This window comes from Salinivibrio sp. ML323 (assembly GCF_001995745.1).
Taxonomy (GTDB): domain Bacteria; phylum Pseudomonadota; class Gammaproteobacteria; order Enterobacterales; family Vibrionaceae; genus Salinivibrio; species Salinivibrio kushneri.
In genome coordinates this window covers 59,188-76,185 of sequence record NZ_MUES01000004.1, presented here as the reverse complement: position 1 = coordinate 76,185, position 16,998 = coordinate 59,188, and the positions used below count along the sequence as shown (strand labels likewise).

Here is a 16,998-nt window from a genome sequence, read left to right as displayed (position 1 = left end):
ATAAGAAAGCTGCCGAAATGGCAGCTTTTTTTGATCATTAGTAAACATGGTTTTGCAAAAGTAGGTAACGCTTAGTCAGAGAGTACTGTTAAAACCAGCCTTTGTGGGCATTTACATAGGTCGCTTCAAACTCTTTATCTGTTTTGATCAGGTAAATGATGAATTCAACAAAAGCAATAATCCCGATAATTATGCTAGGGATACCCAGCAAGATAAAACCAAACAGGAAGGCTAACAACATGATTARGCCTTCTTTGGTATAGCCAAGATAGAATTTATGTACGCCAAATGCCCCAAAGAAGAAAGCCAACAAGGCTGCTGGTATTTTCTTTGAGCTGGTCGAGGATACTGCTTCACCGAATACAGCGGTAGCCTTTCCATTGGATAGTGCAAAATCTACATTCATACCAGTCTCTGGTAGCGTGCCAGATTTCCACTCGTCCATTGTTAGATTATATTCAACTCCGTCTTCACCGGTGATGAGACCTTCGCGCTTTGTGTTGTCAAAGCTCTTTATTACCCCTTTCATTTTAACTCCTGTGACGTGGAAAAATAGATAAAGCTTTTAGCACACTTTGACTTATTGTCCAGTAATTTGCTTTTTATGTTGAATGGGTTAGACATTTTTAGAGTTCACACCTTGTTTCGTGTCTTCGTTTGGGCATGCCCCCAGATAGACAAACGACGCGTCCACACTCATCAATGTGAAGCGTTATTTGGGAGGGGTTTAGCATTGCCCATGATCGCCGAACCGGTCGATAACCAGACGTGCATGAGTCTTACGAACATTAAAATCACTTTATCAACGGTAAATTACCGTCTCCCTATCAACGGTAAATTACCGTCTCCCTGGTTATCCTTTCCTGATGGGGGGCTTTTTATCTATAAACGACGTCGTCCCGGTCTCATTTCTACCTTCAATTTTCTCGCGCTATCATTTCGTTTTTATACCGTATCGTTTGCCTAAAATACCTTTTTGATGCGAGGCGTTGTCTAGCATCGAGTACGAGCAATCAAGATATTTAGATGTTTAGACGTCCATTTGTTGACTGGACGGCTAGAGGTCTGTAATCTTGATCACAGTTTTAAAAGAGGTATGACAAAAACTGCCATGACAACATCAGCAAACACCGCACCGCGGCCCTCGGCGCTCGCACTCCTCCCGCTACTTTTATTTTTAACCCTTTTTATCGGAGCGGGGGTGTATTTTACTCTAGAAGGTGCGGACTACGCGTTTTATCAGCTTCCTGCGCACGTCGCTATTCTGCCTGCAGTGATCCTGGCCATTGGCTTGAGCCGTGAGCGCCTGAACACCGCTATTGAACAATTTATTCGTGGTATGGGACACGGCGACATTATTGCGATGTGCTTGATTTATTTGCTCGCCGGAGCTTTTTCCGCGGTCGCCGATGCCACGGGTGGGGTAGAGGCCACGGTCAATCTGGGACTGACCCTGATCCCAGAAAGCTTGATCTTACCCGGACTATTTGTGATTGCGGCGTTTATCTCAACGGCAATGGGCACCTCAATGGGCACTATCGCCGCATTAGCGCCTTTTGCATTGAATATGGCGACAGCCACGGGTCAGGCATCGGCGGTGATGGCCGGTGTGCTGCTAAGCGGGGCGATGTTTGGTGATAACCTTTCTTTTATCTCTGACACCACCATCGCTGCGACGCGCTCACAAGGCTGTAGCATGCGTGACAAGTTCAAAGAGAACGTGGGGATAGCCATTCCCGCCGCAATCGCCGCGATTATTCTGTTTGTATTTAACAACCAAAGCGCACCCGTCGACGCACCAGAGAGCATTAACTATCTGGCGGTCTTACCCTATTTGTCGATCATTGTATTGGCGCTGGCGGGATTAAACGTGTTTGTGGTGCTCACCGCTGGGATTGCCTTGGCGCTGTGTGTGGGGTTAATGAGCACCCCTGACTTCACGTTGCTGACCTTCAGCCAAGAGGTCAAAGCAGGTTTTGCCAGCATGCAAGAAATCTTTGTCTTGTCGCTGATGATTGGCGGGATCGCCGAGCTGATGCGTTGCCAAGGTGGGCTGAGCTTTTTGACCCAGGCGGTGAATCGGGTGATCGCTCGGTTTGAAAAAAACCGTGGCTCGCATCACTCCCGCGCGAGTGAATTTGGTATCGCCTTGTTAGTGTCTTTTTCTAACTTGTGTACCGCCAATAACACGGTCGCGATTGTGGTCTCTGGGCAAGTGGCGAAAAACATTGCCAGTGAGCACGCGGTGCCGGCCAAACGCAGTGCCAGCTTGTTGGATATCTTTTCCTGTGTGGTACAAGGCCTGATCCCTTATGGCGCACAAATCCTGCTCCTCGGTGCCAGCTTTGGCTTGTCGCCGTTGGTGATTGTTAGCCACTCTTACTATTGTTTCTTCCTCGCCGCGTCGGCATTGATTGCGGTGATTAGCCGCCGATGGTGGCAAGCGCGTCGCGCTTAATCGTCATGGTTGACACATCACGGCGCTGTCTTTTCTTGTCTAGATAGGTAAGCAAAGGCTGCGCCGTTTTTGATCTGTCTAGAGTTCAGACTCTATAAATTTTGTCTCGATCACCAAAGTCGCCTTGCCTAAGCGTTGTAAGGTGATCGCAGCAACAAAAATATGAAATCACTCAGCACCATAGCATCAATTCTTTTAGACTAGATAGCGTTTTATAACCACCGACAATGATGTCGATGGTGGTTTATCCATCGCTAAAAAGGTCTATGATCATGAAGGAACGTCTTTGTTTGAAGGCAGCGGTCAGCGCTGCATTAATTGCCTCATTGGCAGGCTGTGCCAACTCTGGTTCAGAGACACAAGAGCAAGGTTGGGCGCCAGATACTACTTATAAACTCACCATTCTTCATACCAACGATCACCACGGTCGTTTCTGGCACAACCGCTATGGCGAATACGGCATGGCAGCACGTAAAACCTTGATTGATGATCTGCGCGCAGAAGCCAAAGCGGAAGGCAGCGAAGTACTGCTCCTGTCGGGCGGCGACATCAACACGGGCGTACCAGAGTCAGATTTGCTGCAAGCCGAGCCTGATTTTAAAGGGATGACTCAAATTGGTTACGATGCAATGGCCATTGGTAACCATGAGTTCGATAACCCGCTCAGCGTGCTTGAGCAGCAAATGCAGTGGGCTGACTTCCCGATGCTTTCTGCCAACATTTACGACAAAGAAACCGGTGAGCGTAAGTATCAGGCTTACGAGATGTTTGAGCGCAATGGGTTGAAAATTGCGGTTGTGGGTCTGACCACCGAAGACACGGCCAAAATCGGTAACCCAGAATACATTGGATCGCTCGACTTCCGCGACCCGAAAGCCGAAGCGAAAAAAGTGATCGCCAAGCTGAAAGAAACCGAGAAGCCTGACATCATTATCGCCGCGACCCATATGGGTCACTACGCCGACGGTAAGAGCGGCGTGAATGCCCCAGGCGATGTGGCGCTAGCACGTTACATGGATGACGGTGACCTCGACCTTATCATCGGCGGCCACTCACAAGAGCCTGTGTGTATGGAAGGCCCGAACATGTATAACAAGAGCTTCGAGCCTGGGGATGCATGTACGCCAGACCAACAAAATGGCGCGTGGATTATGCAAGCTCACGAATGGGGTAAGTATGTCGGTAAAGCGGAATTTGAATTCCAAAACGGCGACCTGAGCCTGGTTAGCTATGACCTGATCCCGGTGAACCTGAAGAAGAAAATTAAGGTTGATGGTGAGAAAAAACGCGTCTTTATTCAAGATGAAATTGAAAAAGACCAAGCGCTGTATGACTTCTTGARGCCTTACCAAGACAAAGGGCAAGAAAAGCTGAGCGTGAAAATTGCCGAGAGCAACGGCAAGTTAGTGGGCGATCGCAACATTGTGCGCTTCCAGCAGACTAACCTAGGTCGTCTGATTGCCACCGCTCATATGGAACGCGCCAAAGCAGACTTTGCGGTCATGAACTCAGGCGGTGTGCGTGACTCTATCATTGCCGGTGACATCACCTATAAAGACGTGCTCAAAGTGCAGCCATTTGGCAATATGGTCACCTATACCGACATGAGCGGTAAAGAAGTGATGGATTACCTCAATGTGGTGGGAACCAAGCCAGTTGATTCGGGTGCTTACGCGCAATTTGCGGGTCTGTCGATGGTCGTTGAAGACGGTAAAGTCCATGACGTGAAGATTGGCGGTGAGCCCATTGATATGGATAAAACCTATCGCTTCACCGTGCCAAGCTTTAACGCTGCAGGCGGCGACGGCTATCCAAAACTGACTAATCACCCTGGTAACGTCAACACAGGTTTTGTTGATGCAGAAGTATTGAAAGACTATCTGGAAGCCAACAGCCCAATCGATGTTAATGACTATGCGCCACAAGGCGAGATCGTTTACAAATAAATGGCTGTAAGATTGTCAGAACAAAAAGCGGTACCGATGCGGTGCCGCTTTTTTTATGTAATCATTAGTTACCGGTTTACAAACAAGTGGCAAAAACGATGACGCCTGCAATCAAATTAGCAGAAAAACAAAGCATTGCGTTTGAGGTTCACCAGTATCAGCACGATCCGAATAACCTTAATTTTGGTGAAGAAGCTGTCCAAGCGTTAGGGCAAGACCCGGCTAGGGTATTCAAAACACTATTGTTTTGTATTAATGGTGACAGCAAGCAGCTAGCGGTGGCGGTTGTCCCCGTCAAAGGCAGCCTCAACCTAAAAGCCGCTGCCAAAGCCGCGGGTGGCAAGAAAGCAACCATGGCCGATCCGCAAGTGGCCCAGCGCACAACAGGCTACCTGGTCGGAGGGATCAGCCCGCTTGGTCAGAAAAAGCGGCTACCGACGTTTGTCGACAGCTCCGCGCAGCAGTTTGAGACCATTTGTGTCAGTGCCGGGCGGCGTGGACTGGAAATCGAACTCTCACCGGACGATTTGCTGTCTTTGACTGCGGGGCACTATGCCGCGATTGGCGAATAAATAAGAAGGATACACAGATGACTCTTACCATTTGGGCGTCGCTCGCCTTGGTTTGCATGCTTGGGGCGATGTCGCCCGGGCCGAGCTTGGTGGTAATGGCAAAGCATAGCCTTGCCAATAGTCGCTTACATGGCATTGTCGCTTCATGGGCGCATGCATTGGGGGTAGGCCTCTACGCGCTCATTACCATGTTAGGGTTGGCGGTTATCTTTAAACAATCCCCGTTGCTTTTTACCGTCATTGCCTATGCCGGCGCTGGCTACCTCGCTTGGCTAGGGGTGAAATCATTGCTGAGTAAGGGTGGGGTTGCAGCCAAACTAGAAGCGGGACAACCCGCCAGTTTAGGCGAGGCGGCACGCGATGGGGCGATGATCTCGATGCTCAACCCAAAGCTGGCACTATTTTTTATTGCCTTGTTTAGTCAGTTTGTTGCAGTGGGCACGGATTTATTTAGCCGCAGTGTGATTGTGTTGACACCATTATTGATTGATGGGCTTTGGTACACCTTGATCGCCTTTTTGTTATCCAGCCCTGCCATTGTCGACAAGCTACGTCACCACGGCGCGTGGGTGGATAAGCTTTCAGGCGTGGTATTGATTGCGCTGGCGGTACGTGTGGTGGTGACGCTGCAATAGTGAGGCGCAGCTAGAGGCAACAAACAGACGCGTTAATAAAAAGACTGGCAGCCCGCCAGTCTTTTTGCATTTAGGGGCGGTGACTTAAGTGGCGCTCGCGGGTTTCTAGTTTTTTCTCTTGGCTTTTTTTGATCATCACGTATAACGCGCCGGTACCGCCTTGATGACGCAGTGCCGAGTGGTAGCAGAGCACATCTGAAATTTGTTGTAGCCACTGACAGACATAGCTTTTCATCATTGCCTGTGGGTTACTACGCTCGCCTTTTCCATGCACAATGATCACGGTGCGCACATCCATACGCTGGCATTGTTTTAAAAAACGTAAAATTTCATCTCGGGCTTTTTCCAATGACATCTTATGCAGGTCGAGCCTGGCGTTGACGTCATATTTGCCTAGTCGTAGTTTACGAAACACGCCATCCTGTACGCCATCGCGCTTGTAGGCCATCACCTCGTCGGGCTTGACCATCTGGGCGTACTCGAGTGACAGGTATTCAGGATCGCTGTTTGCCAGCTTCTGCGCCGCTTGTTGGCGTGCAAGCTGGGCCTCAGTGGGCTGATGCGATCCTGTTTGATCCTCAACCGTGTCCTGCTTGATGGGTGCCACGTCTGACATCATTTCTCGAAACAGCTCAAATTCATTTTTATCACTCATCACTACAGTGCCATGTGCGTCGTGGAGTCATTTAGGGACAGTATAAACGAAAATAAAAAAAGAAACCTAGAGCCACACTCTGTGACCAACCATGCAACTCCAGGTTAAGCAAGTTTGCTTAAAGATAGGTAGGCAATAAAACAGGTTATTGAGGTTTGGAAGTCATCACTTTGTAGACAAAATAGCCGCCGAAAAAGCTGATCAGGCCAAATGTACAGATGATGACAATCATGGATGACAAGCCCACGGCGTTGCCGAAAAGTAGATCAAGCCAAAAGTCCATAGTCTGTACCCTCGCGTCCGTTAATGTAGGGTCAGGATGCCAATAGGAAGCGGGTTGAATACTGATCAGGAGCAAGAGAAACGGCGAACAAATTATCAACATTTGTTAACAACGATCCGATCACAAACTGCGCGCAACTGATGCGAGTTTCACCGTTTAATGCGTTTAAGTGAAAAAATACACGGCGAGGGCTTGAGGTTTCGCTGTGCTTGAGTATGATAGGCGACCTCAGCAGCGAGGATGCACTTAAGCGCATACTAAGCTGCTTGACAAGTTTGATGCCTATTCGTAAAACTTGTCAGAGATGTCGGTGAATAGCGCAGTTTGGTAGCGCATCTGGTTTGGGACCAGAGGGTCGGAGGCCGGAAGCCGGTCCAATCGAATCCTTCTTCACCGACCACTATTTTTAAGCTCGGTAATCTAGGATTACTTGGCTGATGTAAAGAACATTGTCGGTGAATAGCGCAGTTTGGTAGCGCATCTGGTTTGGGACCAGAGGGTCGGGGGTTCGAATCCCTCTTCACCGACCATTATTTTAAAACTGAGTGATCGAAGGTTACTTGGTTGACGATAAAAAGCATTATCGGTGAATAGCGCAGTTTGGTAGCGCATCTGGTTTGGGACCAGAGGGTCGGGGGTTCGAATCCCTCTTCACCGACCAAAACAAAACCCCAGCCTTTTGGCTGGGGTTTTTTCATTTCAAAATGGAGCATCGGAGTTATGCTTGCAGAGGGTCGGGGTCCGGAAGCCCGGTCGCATCAAATCCCTCTTCACCGACCATTATCCAGGTAGTGGAGAGCGTATTTGGTCGGGGGCCGGGAGCCGGTCCCGCGGAAGGCCGCCCCATCAAATCCCTCTTCACCGACCAACGTAAAACCCCAGCCTTTTGGCTGGGGTTTTTTCGTTATATATGCTCAACCCAATCGTCGCAACAGCCACAGCTGGGCGATTTATACACTACACCGCTCGCGGCCATCGCGGAGGCACTCATCAGGCCTACGGTTGCTACCAGTAGTTGCAAACGCTTCATTCTCGCTCCTTGTTACTTATTGTTTGATTTTATTTTGAAAAAACGTAGTCGATTGGCGTTGGTGACAACCGTAATCGAAGATAGCGCCATCGCGCCCCCTGCGATTACTGGGCTGAGCAACATGCCAGTGAATGGATAAAGGATGCCGGCCGCGACTGGGATCCCTAAGGTGTTATAAATAAAGGCACCAAAGAGGTTCTGCTTCATATTGCGCACGGCGGCTTGAGACAAAGCAATCGCGTTAGCCAATGCCCCCAGGTGCTGGTGCATTAGAGTGATTTGCGCACTTTCTATGGCAATGTCACTACCACTGCCCATAGCGACACCCACATCGGCTTGTGCGAGTGCCGGGGCGTCATTAATGCCGTCACCGACCATCGCCACACGCTTGCCTTGCTGTTGCAGCTGTTGAATTTGTTCCGATTTACCATCGGGTAGCACCCCAGCAATCACATGATCAATCCCTAGCTGACGACCAATGGCATTAGCCGTATCAGGATGGTCACCAGAGAGCATGATCACTTCGAGCCCTTGCGATTGCAGGTTGGCAACAGCGTCAATGGCATCGTCACGAATAGGATCACTAACGCCAATCAGCGCTTGCACACTGTCTGCATTGGCAAGATAGATGGCAGTCTCGCCACGCTGAGTCATGGCATCGATGTCACTTTGATAGGAGGCAGTCTCGATCCCTTGTGCGTCCATCCAGGCTTGGTTGCCAATGAAGTAACGCGTACCATCAATTTGCGCCTGGATCCCTTTGCCAGACTCGCTGTTAAAGTCGTTTGACGTTGGCAGTGAGAGATCCTGTGCCTTGGCATAATTAACAATGGCCTGCGCCAGCGGATGCTCGGAGTGTTGCTCCAGCGAGGCGGCGATCGCCATCAAACGCGCTTGGTCGCCGTTAATCGCTTTTACATGGGTCACTTCCGGCTGGCCGCGTGTCAATGTCCCGGTTTTATCAAACACTAGGGTATGGAGCTTGGCCGCGGTTTGTAGCGCATCCGCATCACGAATTAATACCCCGACTTCGGCAGCGCGACCGACCGCCGCGGTGACCGATAAAGGCGTGGCGAGGCCAAGCGCACATGGACACGCGATGATTAGCACCGTGGTGGCGGTGACTAGCATGTAGCTGACCGACGGCTCGGGGCCGACAACATACCAGATAGCCGCTGTAACCAATGCAATAGCGACCACGATGGGTACAAACACCGCGGAAATGCGATCGGCAAGCTTGGCCAGCTCGGGCTTACTGCTCTGTGCCTCGCGCACCAAATCGATAATACGCGCCAGCATGGTATCGCTGCCCACACCAGTGGCTTTAAACGTCAGGCTCCCTTTTTGGTTGACTGTCCCCGCGTGCAGCGTGTCTCCCTGTTGTTTGCTGACCGGCACGGGTTCACCTGTGAGCATCGACTCATCAATATAGCTGCTACCATCAACCACTTCACCATCTACCGGCACTTTCGCCCCCGGTTTTACCCTAAGCATCATCCCTTGTTTGACTTCATCAAGCGGACGCTCAGTCTCCTGGCCGTTCTCGATAACTAGCGCCGTGGGCGGCTGCAAATCAAGTAGCTGGTCTAGCGCTTTGGAGGTATTGGCACGCGCACGCGCCTCAATCGCGTGGCCTAAGCTGATTAAACCAATGATCATCGCTGAGGCTTCAAAGTACACATGACGCGCCTGCTCGGGGAACAAGGCAGGTGCGAGCACCACCGCGGTAGAATACAGCCATGCTGCGCCTGTCCCGAGCGCCACTAAAGAATCCATGGTGGCACGTTTGTGCTTCAGCGCTTGCCAGGCATTGGCGAAGAAATGACGCCCCCCGGTGGCGAGCAGCAAGAGGGTAAGGATGGCCACCGAGCCCCACGCCCACTGATCTTGGCTGGATTGAATGGTCATACTGCCACCCAATATTCCCCAAGCCATAATCGGGCCACCCAGGCCCAAGCCAGCGATCGTGCTGCGTTTAAATTTTTTCAATTCCGCGGCTTGTTGGTGCTGCTGGCGCTCGCGACGATCATTGTCATCCTCGACTTTTTCAGCGCCATAGCCGGCGTTTTCCACGGCCTCAACGATGGCGTCAGGTGCGGCATCACCTTTTACAATCGCACTGCGCTCGGCCAGATTCACACTTACATTGGCCACGCCATCCACACTGCTGATGGCAGTTTCAACACTTTTGACACAGCTTGCGCATGTCATGCCAGATAACACAAACTGCATACGTGAATGGCTGGATGAGGTTTCAGTGCGTGGCGGCCTTTCGGCCTGTTGGTCAACCTCAGTGGTCTCGGTTTGCGGTTGATGCGGCTCGGTTGATGAGGGCGTTTCTTGGCTGGGGTCGATGAGTGTGGCCTCAAAGCCTAAAGATGTGATCGCTTCAATCAGCGTCTCGGCGCTAAGTGTCGTGCGTACGGTCGCCGCGTCTTTGCTGACTTGGTAGTCAAAAACCGCATCGTTTTCATCGAGCGCACGCTCTACTTTCGCCACGCAGTGCCCGCAGCTTAACCCCGATAATGCCAATTGATGCTGATAACCGACTTGATAGCCAAGGTTCTCAATGGTTTGGATGATGGACGCCAAGCTCAAGCTGGTGTGAATATCTGCATGAGTTTTACTGACCGAATGAGAAAACACCGTGGGCTGCTCGTTCAGCGCTGCTTCGACTTTGGCCACACAGCGGCCGCAGTTTAGCCCGCTTAAGACCAAGTGATAATGCTCACCGACCTGATAGCCGAGCGCTTCAATCGCGTTAACTGCTTGGCGTAGTGGGTACTCAGTGCTCTCACCCAGGGCTTCTAACGACACTGACTGGGTATCAATGTTCTCAATGCGAATCCCGTCGATACCCTCAAGCGCTTTTGTCGCTTTTTTCACACAGCCTTGGCAGCTTAAGCCGCTCAGCGGCAGTGTGTAATCGGTGATGTGAGTGTCGGTGGTGGTCATTGCCTCTCCTTATCGCCTGACATGATTCGATGTTGGCGTTTGTCGCAACGTCAGTTAGGCTAAACTGTAAACCTTATAGCTACTGGAAGGTCAAGCGAGAAAAATGAAGATTCAGCAAGTGGCAGAGAAAACTGGCCTCACCAGCAAAACCATTCGCTTTTACGAGCAGAAAGGGCTGATCACGCCGCCGCATCGAGCGGAAAACGGCTATCGCGATTATCGCGAGCAGCATATCAATGAGCTGCAAATGATCCGCCGTGCGCGATTAGTGGGGTTTACCTTGGAAGAAAGTGCGGATTTGTTAGCGTTATCGCGCGATCCGTCGTTGCGCAGTGCCGATGTCAAAGCGCGCGCCGAGACAAAATTGGTAGAGATTGATGAGAAAATGGCAGAACTGGCGGCAATGAAAACCACACTGCACGCTCTAACGCAGGCCTGTCCGGGAGATGGTGACGCGCAGTGCCCGATTATCGAAGCACTGCGCGGTGACAGTGAGCTAGGCGAGTTGGACACCAGCTCCTCAAGTTGTTGCGCGTCAGGGGCTGAACCACCCGCGACAAACTAACCTTTAGTAAAGCAGCGAATAGAGCTGACGACGATAACGCGACGCGACTTCATTGCCTTGGCCGAGTGCGGTAAGAATATCCATCAGGGTTTTCTTGGCTTCACCCTCGCCATGATTCATGTCGCGGCGAAGAATGTTCATCAGTAACTCCAGCGCCTCTTCACTGCGATTAATTTGATTATATTGCACCGCCAACTCATAGGCGACGTTGGCGTCGTCTGGGCTTTCTTCGAGTTGGGCCTGCAGACGGCGGATTTCAGGGGCATCAATCGCTTGGTTATGCAGCTCAATTTTTGCCACCAAGCTTTTGTAGGTGGCATCTTGATCTTGCATCAGCACGGTGTCGAGCAGCGCTTGCGCCGCATCAAACTGATGGGTCTCGACCAAGCATTCCGCCATCGCCAGTTTATACTCGCCTTTATCGCCGTGACTGGTTTCCAGTGGCTTTAAAATGACCAAGGCATCGGTATAGTTGCCTTCTGCCATGAGCTGACGCGCTTGCTCGAACGCTTGATCTTCTTGACTAGGAAGGTGCTTATCAAGCATTTCGCGCACTGTGTCGTAGTTTTGTGGGCCAGCTAAACCGTCTACCGGCTGACCGTCTTTAAACAGCGCCAGAGTTGGCAGCGCACGGACGCCAAATTGCGCGGCAATCATTTGTTGCGCTTCGCAATCGATGGTTGCAAGGGTAAAGGTGCCATGACTGTCGTGAGCAAGTTGTTCGACGGTGGGTTTTAGCTCCACGCTTTCGGGCATCATGTTCGCCCAAAAGTACACCAATACGGGCGTGCGAGACGATGACTCGAGAATTTGCTGAAAATTATGCTCGGTTAATTCGACAATATAGTTTGCGTTCATCATGGATCCTGACCAAGTGGATTTTCCTTAAGGGTGGGGGCAAACGTGCAGAAATTCAAGCAACTGGGCCTGTATTTGGGCGTGTGATGGCGGATCGAACCGAAAGGTGAAAAGGGGCGAGACGTAACAGCTACGAAAAAGCCACCCGAAGGTGGCCTATTTCGTCGGTCTGCAAGCGAAGTCATTACAAAGCAAGTGCGAGTTACAACACGAGCACCACGCACAAAGCGACGCTCAAGCAGAGCCAGTTCAATTGATGCAAGGTCATCAGCCGGCTCCTTTATGATTGTTATCGAGGATGTTGCGTTGTCGATGGACAGTGTCCTAACGGACGTTGTCCACCAGTGACTACCAGATTAGCGCTCGTCTATGACAAAAGTATGACAAATGCGACAGCAGCCACGCTTTTGTGGTGGTTTTTTCGCTGTTGCATCAACCGCCTTTGAGCAATACCCGATCGAGCCAACGACTGGGAAGGAGCCGTTTGAGGATTGCCATCCAAACCGTCGGTTGGGTCACGCGATAACGCACTTTGGGGCGAGGCGAGAACAAGGCATGTGTCAGCGGCGCGACAAGCGCGTCGGCAGGCAGGGTATATTTGTTGCCGCCTTCGTCCGCCGCGAGGCGGTCAAGTTGGGCTTGGTAGGCCTGCTGATGACGGCTTTTATTGGGGTCGACCCAGTGTTTAAAGGCGCTGAGCGCATTGGCACGAAATGCCGTTTCAATTGGGCCAGGCTCAATCAAGCTCACCTTAATCGGTGTGTCGCTCAGCTCTAAACGCAAAGTATCGGTCCAGCCTTCGAGGGCAAACTTGCTGGCGTTATAGGCGCCGCGATATTTCAATGCCACGATACCCAGCACCGAGCTGTTTTGCACAATGCGTCCTTCGCCGTAATTAAGCAGCATCGGCAATAAGGCTTGGGTTAAATGGTGCCAGCCAAACACGTTGGTCTCAAACTGAGCGCGTAAGGCATCGGTGGGCAAATCTTCCAGCGCGCCGGGTTGGCCATAAGCACCGTTATTAAACAGCGCAAAAAGCTTGCCACCCGTCATTTGCTCAACCGCCTCGACTGCTTGGTTGATGCTGGCCGTGTCTGACACATCCAATTGAATACAGGTTAAGCCTTCTCGCTGTAACCGGCTGACATCGTCTGGCTTTCGGCAACTGGCTATCACCGTGTGCCCTTGCTCATGCAAGGCTTTGGCGCAGGCATAGCCGATGCCGGTGGAGCAGCCAGTGATTAAAATGGCGTTATTAAGCGTTGAGGCAGTGTCCATAAGATCCCCGTTCATGATTGAGTTGCGTCAGACAAGTAAGGCGCGAGTTTTTCTGCCATAAAATCGGCAATCCAAGCTTGTGCGGCGGGCATCGGGTGAATGCCATCATCACGCATCCATTCAGGCTTTTGGATCACAGTCTCCATAAAAAAGGGCAGTAATGGGGTTTGTGTTTGCGCTGCCAGTGTAGGATAAATATCAGCAAACCCTTGTGCATAGCGCTGACCGTAATTAGGCGGGATTTGAATTTGCACCAACAAAGGCGTGGCATCGGCCGCGCGAGTTTGGGTGATCAATTGCTTAAGGTTGTCTCGTATACGATTAAATGGCCAACCGCGTAGGCCATCGTTGCCGCCGAGTTCAATCAGCACCCATTCGGGTTGGTGGCGTTCTAATAATTGCGGCAGACGCTGCAGGCCATTGGCGGTGGTGTCGCCAGAAATACTGGCGTTAATCACCTCAACCTCGACATTATGTTCTTCGAGCGCGCGCGGTAGCTTAGCAGGCCAGGCTTGTTCAGCCGCCATTTGGTAGCCAGCGCTTAAGCTGTCACCAAGGACAAGGAGCGTTTGTGCACTGGCACTGCTCACCCACAAAAAACACAACAAAGTAAGGATGCGTAACATGGCCTCTCCTGTTATTCGAGCCGAAAAAATTGCAAAACATGTCGTGACACGCGAACAGCCGCTTACCATTCTGCAGGATGTCTCGCTACAAATCGAGGCAGGCGAGTCGATTGCATTAATGGGCGTGTCCGGCGCAGGAAAATCCACCTTGATGACCTTGCTTGCCGGATTAGATACGCCCAGTGAAGGCGAGGTCGATCTGCTTGGCCACAAGCTTTCCACCTTGGATGAAGATGCGCGCGCGGCGCTGCGGGCCGAATCAGTGGGGTTTGTGTTCCAAAGTTTTTTACTGGTGCCCTCACTGAACGCGCTTGAGAACGTGATGCTGCCGCTAACCATTCGCGGTGAGGAAGAAGGTGAAACCCGCGCCAAGCAACTGCTGGCCTCGGTAGGGTTACAAGGACGGGAAACACACTTACCTTCACAGCTCTCTGGCGGGGAGCAGCAACGGGTGGCTCTGGCGCGCGCCTTTATTATCCGCCCGCACGTGTTATTTGCCGATGAGCCGACCGGCAACCTCGACCAAAAAACCGCGGCGACCATTATCGATTTATTGTTTGAGTTGAACGAAAAGCATGGCACCACCTTGGTGTTGGTCACCCACGATCCGGCGCTAGCTAAGCGTTGTCAGCGTACCTTGATGATGGACAGCGGCAAACTACAGGAGCGAGTGAATGGCGAGTAAAAACGGACTACTCAATCGCTGGGCGTGGCGCGAACTGTTGCACGGGCAAATTTGGCCAGTGGCGGTGGCGCTGGCACTGATCATCACCTGTGTGTTTGCGCTGTCGGCATTGGCCGATCGCATCGAAAACGTGCTCACCCAGCAAGGGCGCAACCTGATTGCCGCCGATACCGTGCTGCGTACTCGTCAGGCGCTTAACACCGAACAAATTGAGGCGTTTAAACAAGCCGGTGCCACGGTATCTGCACAAACCCGCTTTGGCACTATGGCGTTCAGCGAGCAAAAGATGCAGCTGGTGAGCGTGAAAGCGGTGGATAGCCTGTATCCGTTGCGTGGCGACTTGGTGCTGGAGCAAAACGGCCAAGCGATTGGCGGTGACCGACGTATTCAACCCGGTGAGCTATGGCTGTCTGAGCGGGTGTTCAGTTTGCTGAGCGTGAAACCCGGCGACAGCGTTTCGATTGGTAACCTTGATCTCAACGTCAGCGGCACCTTGGCCGCCGAGCCGGAGCTGTCGTTTAATCCCTTTAGCCAAATGCCCGCGGTGATGATGCATCGCGATGATGTGCCTGCCGCCGGCGTGGTACGTGAAGGCAGTCGCGTGCGTTATCGCTACTTTTTAACCGGTGACGATCCCAGCCTAAGCGCGGCTAAAGCCAGTTATACACTGCAAGATGGCGAGCGCTGGGTGGATGAAAACACCTCTGATCGCACTGGCGATATGCTGGATCGCAGCCGTCAGTACCTATCATTAACCGTGGTGCTGGTGATTGTGATGGCCGCGGCGACTTTAACCTTAACTTGTCAGCACTATGCTAGAAGCCGCGCCGATTTGGTGGCGATGCTAAAAAGCCTCGGCGCCAGCCAACAATGGGTGCGACGCTGGCTGGCACGGCAGTTAACCTTATTGTTCGTTCTTGCCACCGCCGTGGGGTTAGCGGCGGGTTACACGCTTGAAGTGCTATTGCGCTTGCCGCTGACCGATGTGCTGCCCTCCCCATTACCCAGTTATGGCTGGGTGCCTTGGGTGCTTGCGCCCGGCGTCGCGCTGTTGGTGGCGCTGCCTGCCTTGGGCGTGCCGCTGCTTAAATTGCTGGATGCACCCGCGTTGGCCGCCGTGCAATCGCAGGCGGCTCGTGGGCGTCAACGTCGCGGCACTGCGGCCATCTTAATCGCGGTGCCAGTGGGGGCGCTTGCGCTGTGGGCGTTCGACAACACCTTGCTATGGACAGTGCTGGGGGCGATGGCGGTAATGATCGTCTTGCTGGCGCTGGCAGGGTTAGGGCTGCTTAGGTTGGTGAAATCACGGGTGCGCGCGCCGTCGGTCAAGCTCGCTTTAAGCCGAATTACCCGCAACAAACTGGCTAGCAGCGTGCAGTTAGGGGCGCTCGCGATCTCCTTTATGCTCTTGGCGATTATCTGGCTACTGCGCACTGACTTGCTCGCCGATTGGGGACGGATGCTGCCACCCGATGCGCCGAATGTGTTYGCGGTGAATATCGCCCCCAGTGAGCAGAAAGACTATGTAGGTGAACTAGATGACGCCAGCCTGATGCGCTCCGATGCCTACCCCATAGTGCGTGGCCGGCTGGTGGGCAAAAACGGTGAGCGCTACCAGATCCCCACCGATGAAGCCGAGCGTGATGAAGCGGACGAGGCCTTGCGCCGCGAGCTTAACTTCACCTGGCGCGAAACCTTGCCATCACACAATGAGGTGATTGCCGGAGACTGGCCAACCGAGAATGGTGTATCAGTGGAGGCCGACATTGCCGAGCGCTTGGAGATTGAGATTGGCGACAGCCTGACCTTTAGCGTGACCGGCCAAGACTTTACCGCCACAGTGAACTCGATTCGTGAAGTAGAGTGGCGCAATATGCGGCCTAACTTCTATTTTATTTTCGACCGCGAGACGCTCGCCGACAAACCGGCTAACTGGCTGGTGAGCTTCAGGCTCGATGAATCACAAACGCCTTTGCTCAATCGGTTAGCGCGGGATTATCCGACCGTCACGCTGCTTGATTTGCGCACCATGAGCAGCCGCATTCAATCGATTTTGCGTCAAATTGGCTTGTCGCTTTCGGTGTTGGCGGGGCTGGCGGTGATCAGCGGCCTGTTACTGCTGCTCACCTTGCTGCGTATCAGCCTGAGCGAGCGTCAGCAGGAGATAAACCTCTATCGCACCTTGGGCGCGAGCCGCACCCGTATTCAGCGCACCTTATGGAGCGAGTACGGCGTAATGGCCTTTGTGTCTGGCCTGATGGCGGTGCTGGGCGCAGAAGCGGCGATGGTTGGCTTGCTTAAGTGGGGCTTTGAAATGGAGGTACGCCTGCACCCAGAGCTTTGGGCGGTGTTGCCGGTGTTGGCGGTGGCGCTGGTGTTTGTCACGGTCGCTTCGATGCTGCGTAAACTGATTGACCCGCAACGGCGTTAACAGGGGCGATAAGCATCCTCG

Annotated in this window: 15 protein-coding genes and 3 tRNA genes; 10 read left to right on the top strand and 8 right to left on the bottom strand. The window is 52.4% G+C overall.

Annotated features, from left to right (window positions below):
• Window positions 1–88: 88 nt before the first annotated feature.
• Window positions 89–529 carry a TM2 domain-containing protein gene (locus tag BZG13_RS04385; protein WP_077485380.1) on the bottom strand — a complete coding sequence of 147 codons (441 nt, stop codon included), beginning with the start codon at window positions 527–529 and terminating at the stop codon, window positions 89–91.
• Between the two features lie 567 nt (window positions 530–1,096).
• On the opposite strand from BZG13_RS04385, the gene BZG13_RS04380 reads away from it, so the two are divergent.
• From BZG13_RS04380 to BZG13_RS04365, 4 genes are all read left to right on the top strand, one after another.
• Entirely contained in the window at window positions 1,097–2,458 is a 1,362-nt protein-coding gene (locus tag BZG13_RS04380; RefSeq protein ID WP_077485378.1) for a Na+/H+ antiporter NhaC family protein, read from the top strand.
• A 272-nt stretch (window positions 2,459–2,730) separates the two neighbouring features.
• Window positions 2,731–4,404, top strand: a complete 1,674-nt coding sequence (gene ushA / locus BZG13_RS04375; protein WP_077485533.1) for a bifunctional UDP-sugar hydrolase/5'-nucleotidase UshA — start codon at window positions 2,731–2,733, stop codon at window positions 4,402–4,404.
• Window positions 4,405–4,502: 98 nt separating this feature from the next.
• A complete protein-coding gene (ybaK, locus tag BZG13_RS04370; protein ID WP_077485376.1) occupies window positions 4,503–4,976 on the top strand; it encodes a Cys-tRNA(Pro) deacylase in 474 nt (157 codons plus the stop codon).
• Between the two features lie 17 nt (window positions 4,977–4,993).
• Complete coding sequence (locus BZG13_RS04365) at window positions 4,994–5,611, top strand: LysE family translocator (protein WP_046073686.1); 618 nt, start codon at window positions 4,994–4,996, stop codon at window positions 5,609–5,611.
• Window positions 5,612–5,681: 70 nt separating this feature from the next.
• Here BZG13_RS04365 and smrA read toward each other — a convergent pair whose 3' ends face one another.
• Both smrA and BZG13_RS04355 read right to left on the bottom strand, forming a co-directional pair.
• Window positions 5,682–6,266 (bottom strand): DNA endonuclease SmrA, encoded by a 585-nt coding sequence (gene smrA, locus BZG13_RS04360; RefSeq protein WP_077456897.1) that lies wholly within the window; start codon window positions 6,264–6,266, stop codon window positions 5,682–5,684.
• A gap of 145 nt (window positions 6,267–6,411) precedes the next feature.
• On the bottom strand, window positions 6,412–6,549 hold the full coding sequence (locus BZG13_RS04355) for a DUF3149 domain-containing protein (RefSeq protein ID WP_046073685.1): 138 nt from the start codon (window positions 6,547–6,549) through the stop codon (window positions 6,412–6,414).
• A 308-nt stretch (window positions 6,550–6,857) separates the two neighbouring features.
• Between BZG13_RS04355 and BZG13_RS04350 the strand changes: the two genes are divergently transcribed.
• The 3 genes from BZG13_RS04350 to BZG13_RS04340 all read left to right on the top strand — a co-directional run bounded on the left by BZG13_RS04350 (window position 6,858) and on the right by BZG13_RS04340 (window position 7,210).
• A tRNA-Pro gene (locus BZG13_RS04350) sits at window positions 6,858–6,949 on the top strand.
• A gap of 53 nt (window positions 6,950–7,002) precedes the next feature.
• A tRNA-Pro gene (locus BZG13_RS04345) sits at window positions 7,003–7,079 on the top strand.
• 54 nt (window positions 7,080–7,133) lie between these two features.
• Window positions 7,134–7,210 (top strand) — tRNA-Pro (locus tag BZG13_RS04340).
• A gap of 243 nt (window positions 7,211–7,453) precedes the next feature.
• Here BZG13_RS04340 and BZG13_RS15570 read toward each other — a convergent pair.
• Both BZG13_RS15570 and BZG13_RS04335 read right to left on the bottom strand, forming a co-directional pair.
• Window positions 7,454–7,579: a hypothetical protein gene (locus tag BZG13_RS15570; RefSeq protein WP_274533807.1), complete on the bottom strand. Its 126-nt coding sequence runs from the start codon at window positions 7,577–7,579 to the stop codon at window positions 7,454–7,456.
• A gap of 12 nt (window positions 7,580–7,591) precedes the next feature.
• On the bottom strand, window positions 7,592–10,534 hold the full coding sequence (locus BZG13_RS04335; protein WP_077485374.1) for a cation transporter: 2,943 nt from the start codon (window positions 10,532–10,534) through the stop codon (window positions 7,592–7,594).
• Between the two features lie 103 nt (window positions 10,535–10,637).
• On the opposite strand from BZG13_RS04335, the gene cueR reads away from it, so the two are divergent.
• Window positions 10,638–11,099, top strand: coding sequence for a Cu(I)-responsive transcriptional regulator (gene cueR / locus BZG13_RS04330; RefSeq protein ID WP_069361075.1), 462 nt, complete (start codon window positions 10,638–10,640; stop codon window positions 11,097–11,099).
• A gap of 3 nt (window positions 11,100–11,102) precedes the next feature.
• Here cueR and BZG13_RS04325 read toward each other — a convergent pair whose 3' ends face one another.
• The 3 genes from BZG13_RS04325 to tesA all read right to left on the bottom strand — a co-directional run bounded on the left by BZG13_RS04325 (window position 11,103) and on the right by tesA (window position 13,861).
• Window positions 11,103–11,957: a thioredoxin family protein gene (locus tag BZG13_RS04325; protein WP_077485372.1), complete on the bottom strand. Its 855-nt coding sequence runs from the start codon at window positions 11,955–11,957 to the stop codon at window positions 11,103–11,105.
• A gap of 432 nt (window positions 11,958–12,389) precedes the next feature.
• A complete protein-coding gene (locus tag BZG13_RS04320) occupies window positions 12,390–13,235 on the bottom strand; it encodes an SDR family oxidoreductase (protein ID WP_077485370.1) in 846 nt (281 codons plus the stop codon).
• A gap of 11 nt (window positions 13,236–13,246) precedes the next feature.
• The gene (tesA, locus tag BZG13_RS04315) at window positions 13,247–13,861 is read right to left on the bottom strand and encodes a multifunctional acyl-CoA thioesterase I/protease I/lysophospholipase L1 (protein ID WP_077485368.1); all 615 of its coding nucleotides are present in this window, start codon (window positions 13,859–13,861) and stop codon (window positions 13,247–13,249) included.
• Here tesA and BZG13_RS04310 point away from each other — a divergent pair.
• Both BZG13_RS04310 and BZG13_RS04305 read left to right on the top strand, forming a co-directional pair.
• Entirely contained in the window at window positions 13,860–14,546 is a 687-nt protein-coding gene (locus BZG13_RS04310) for an ABC transporter ATP-binding protein (RefSeq protein ID WP_077485365.1), read from the top strand. The two genes, tesA and BZG13_RS04310, sit on opposite strands and share 2 nt — an antisense overlap.
• On the top strand, window positions 14,536–16,977 hold the full coding sequence (locus tag BZG13_RS04305) for an ABC transporter permease (RefSeq protein ID WP_077485363.1): 2,442 nt from the start codon (window positions 14,536–14,538) through the stop codon (window positions 16,975–16,977). Before BZG13_RS04310 ends, BZG13_RS04305 begins: the two co-directional genes overlap by 11 nt.
• The last annotated feature ends 21 nt before the right edge of the window (window positions 16,978–16,998 follow it).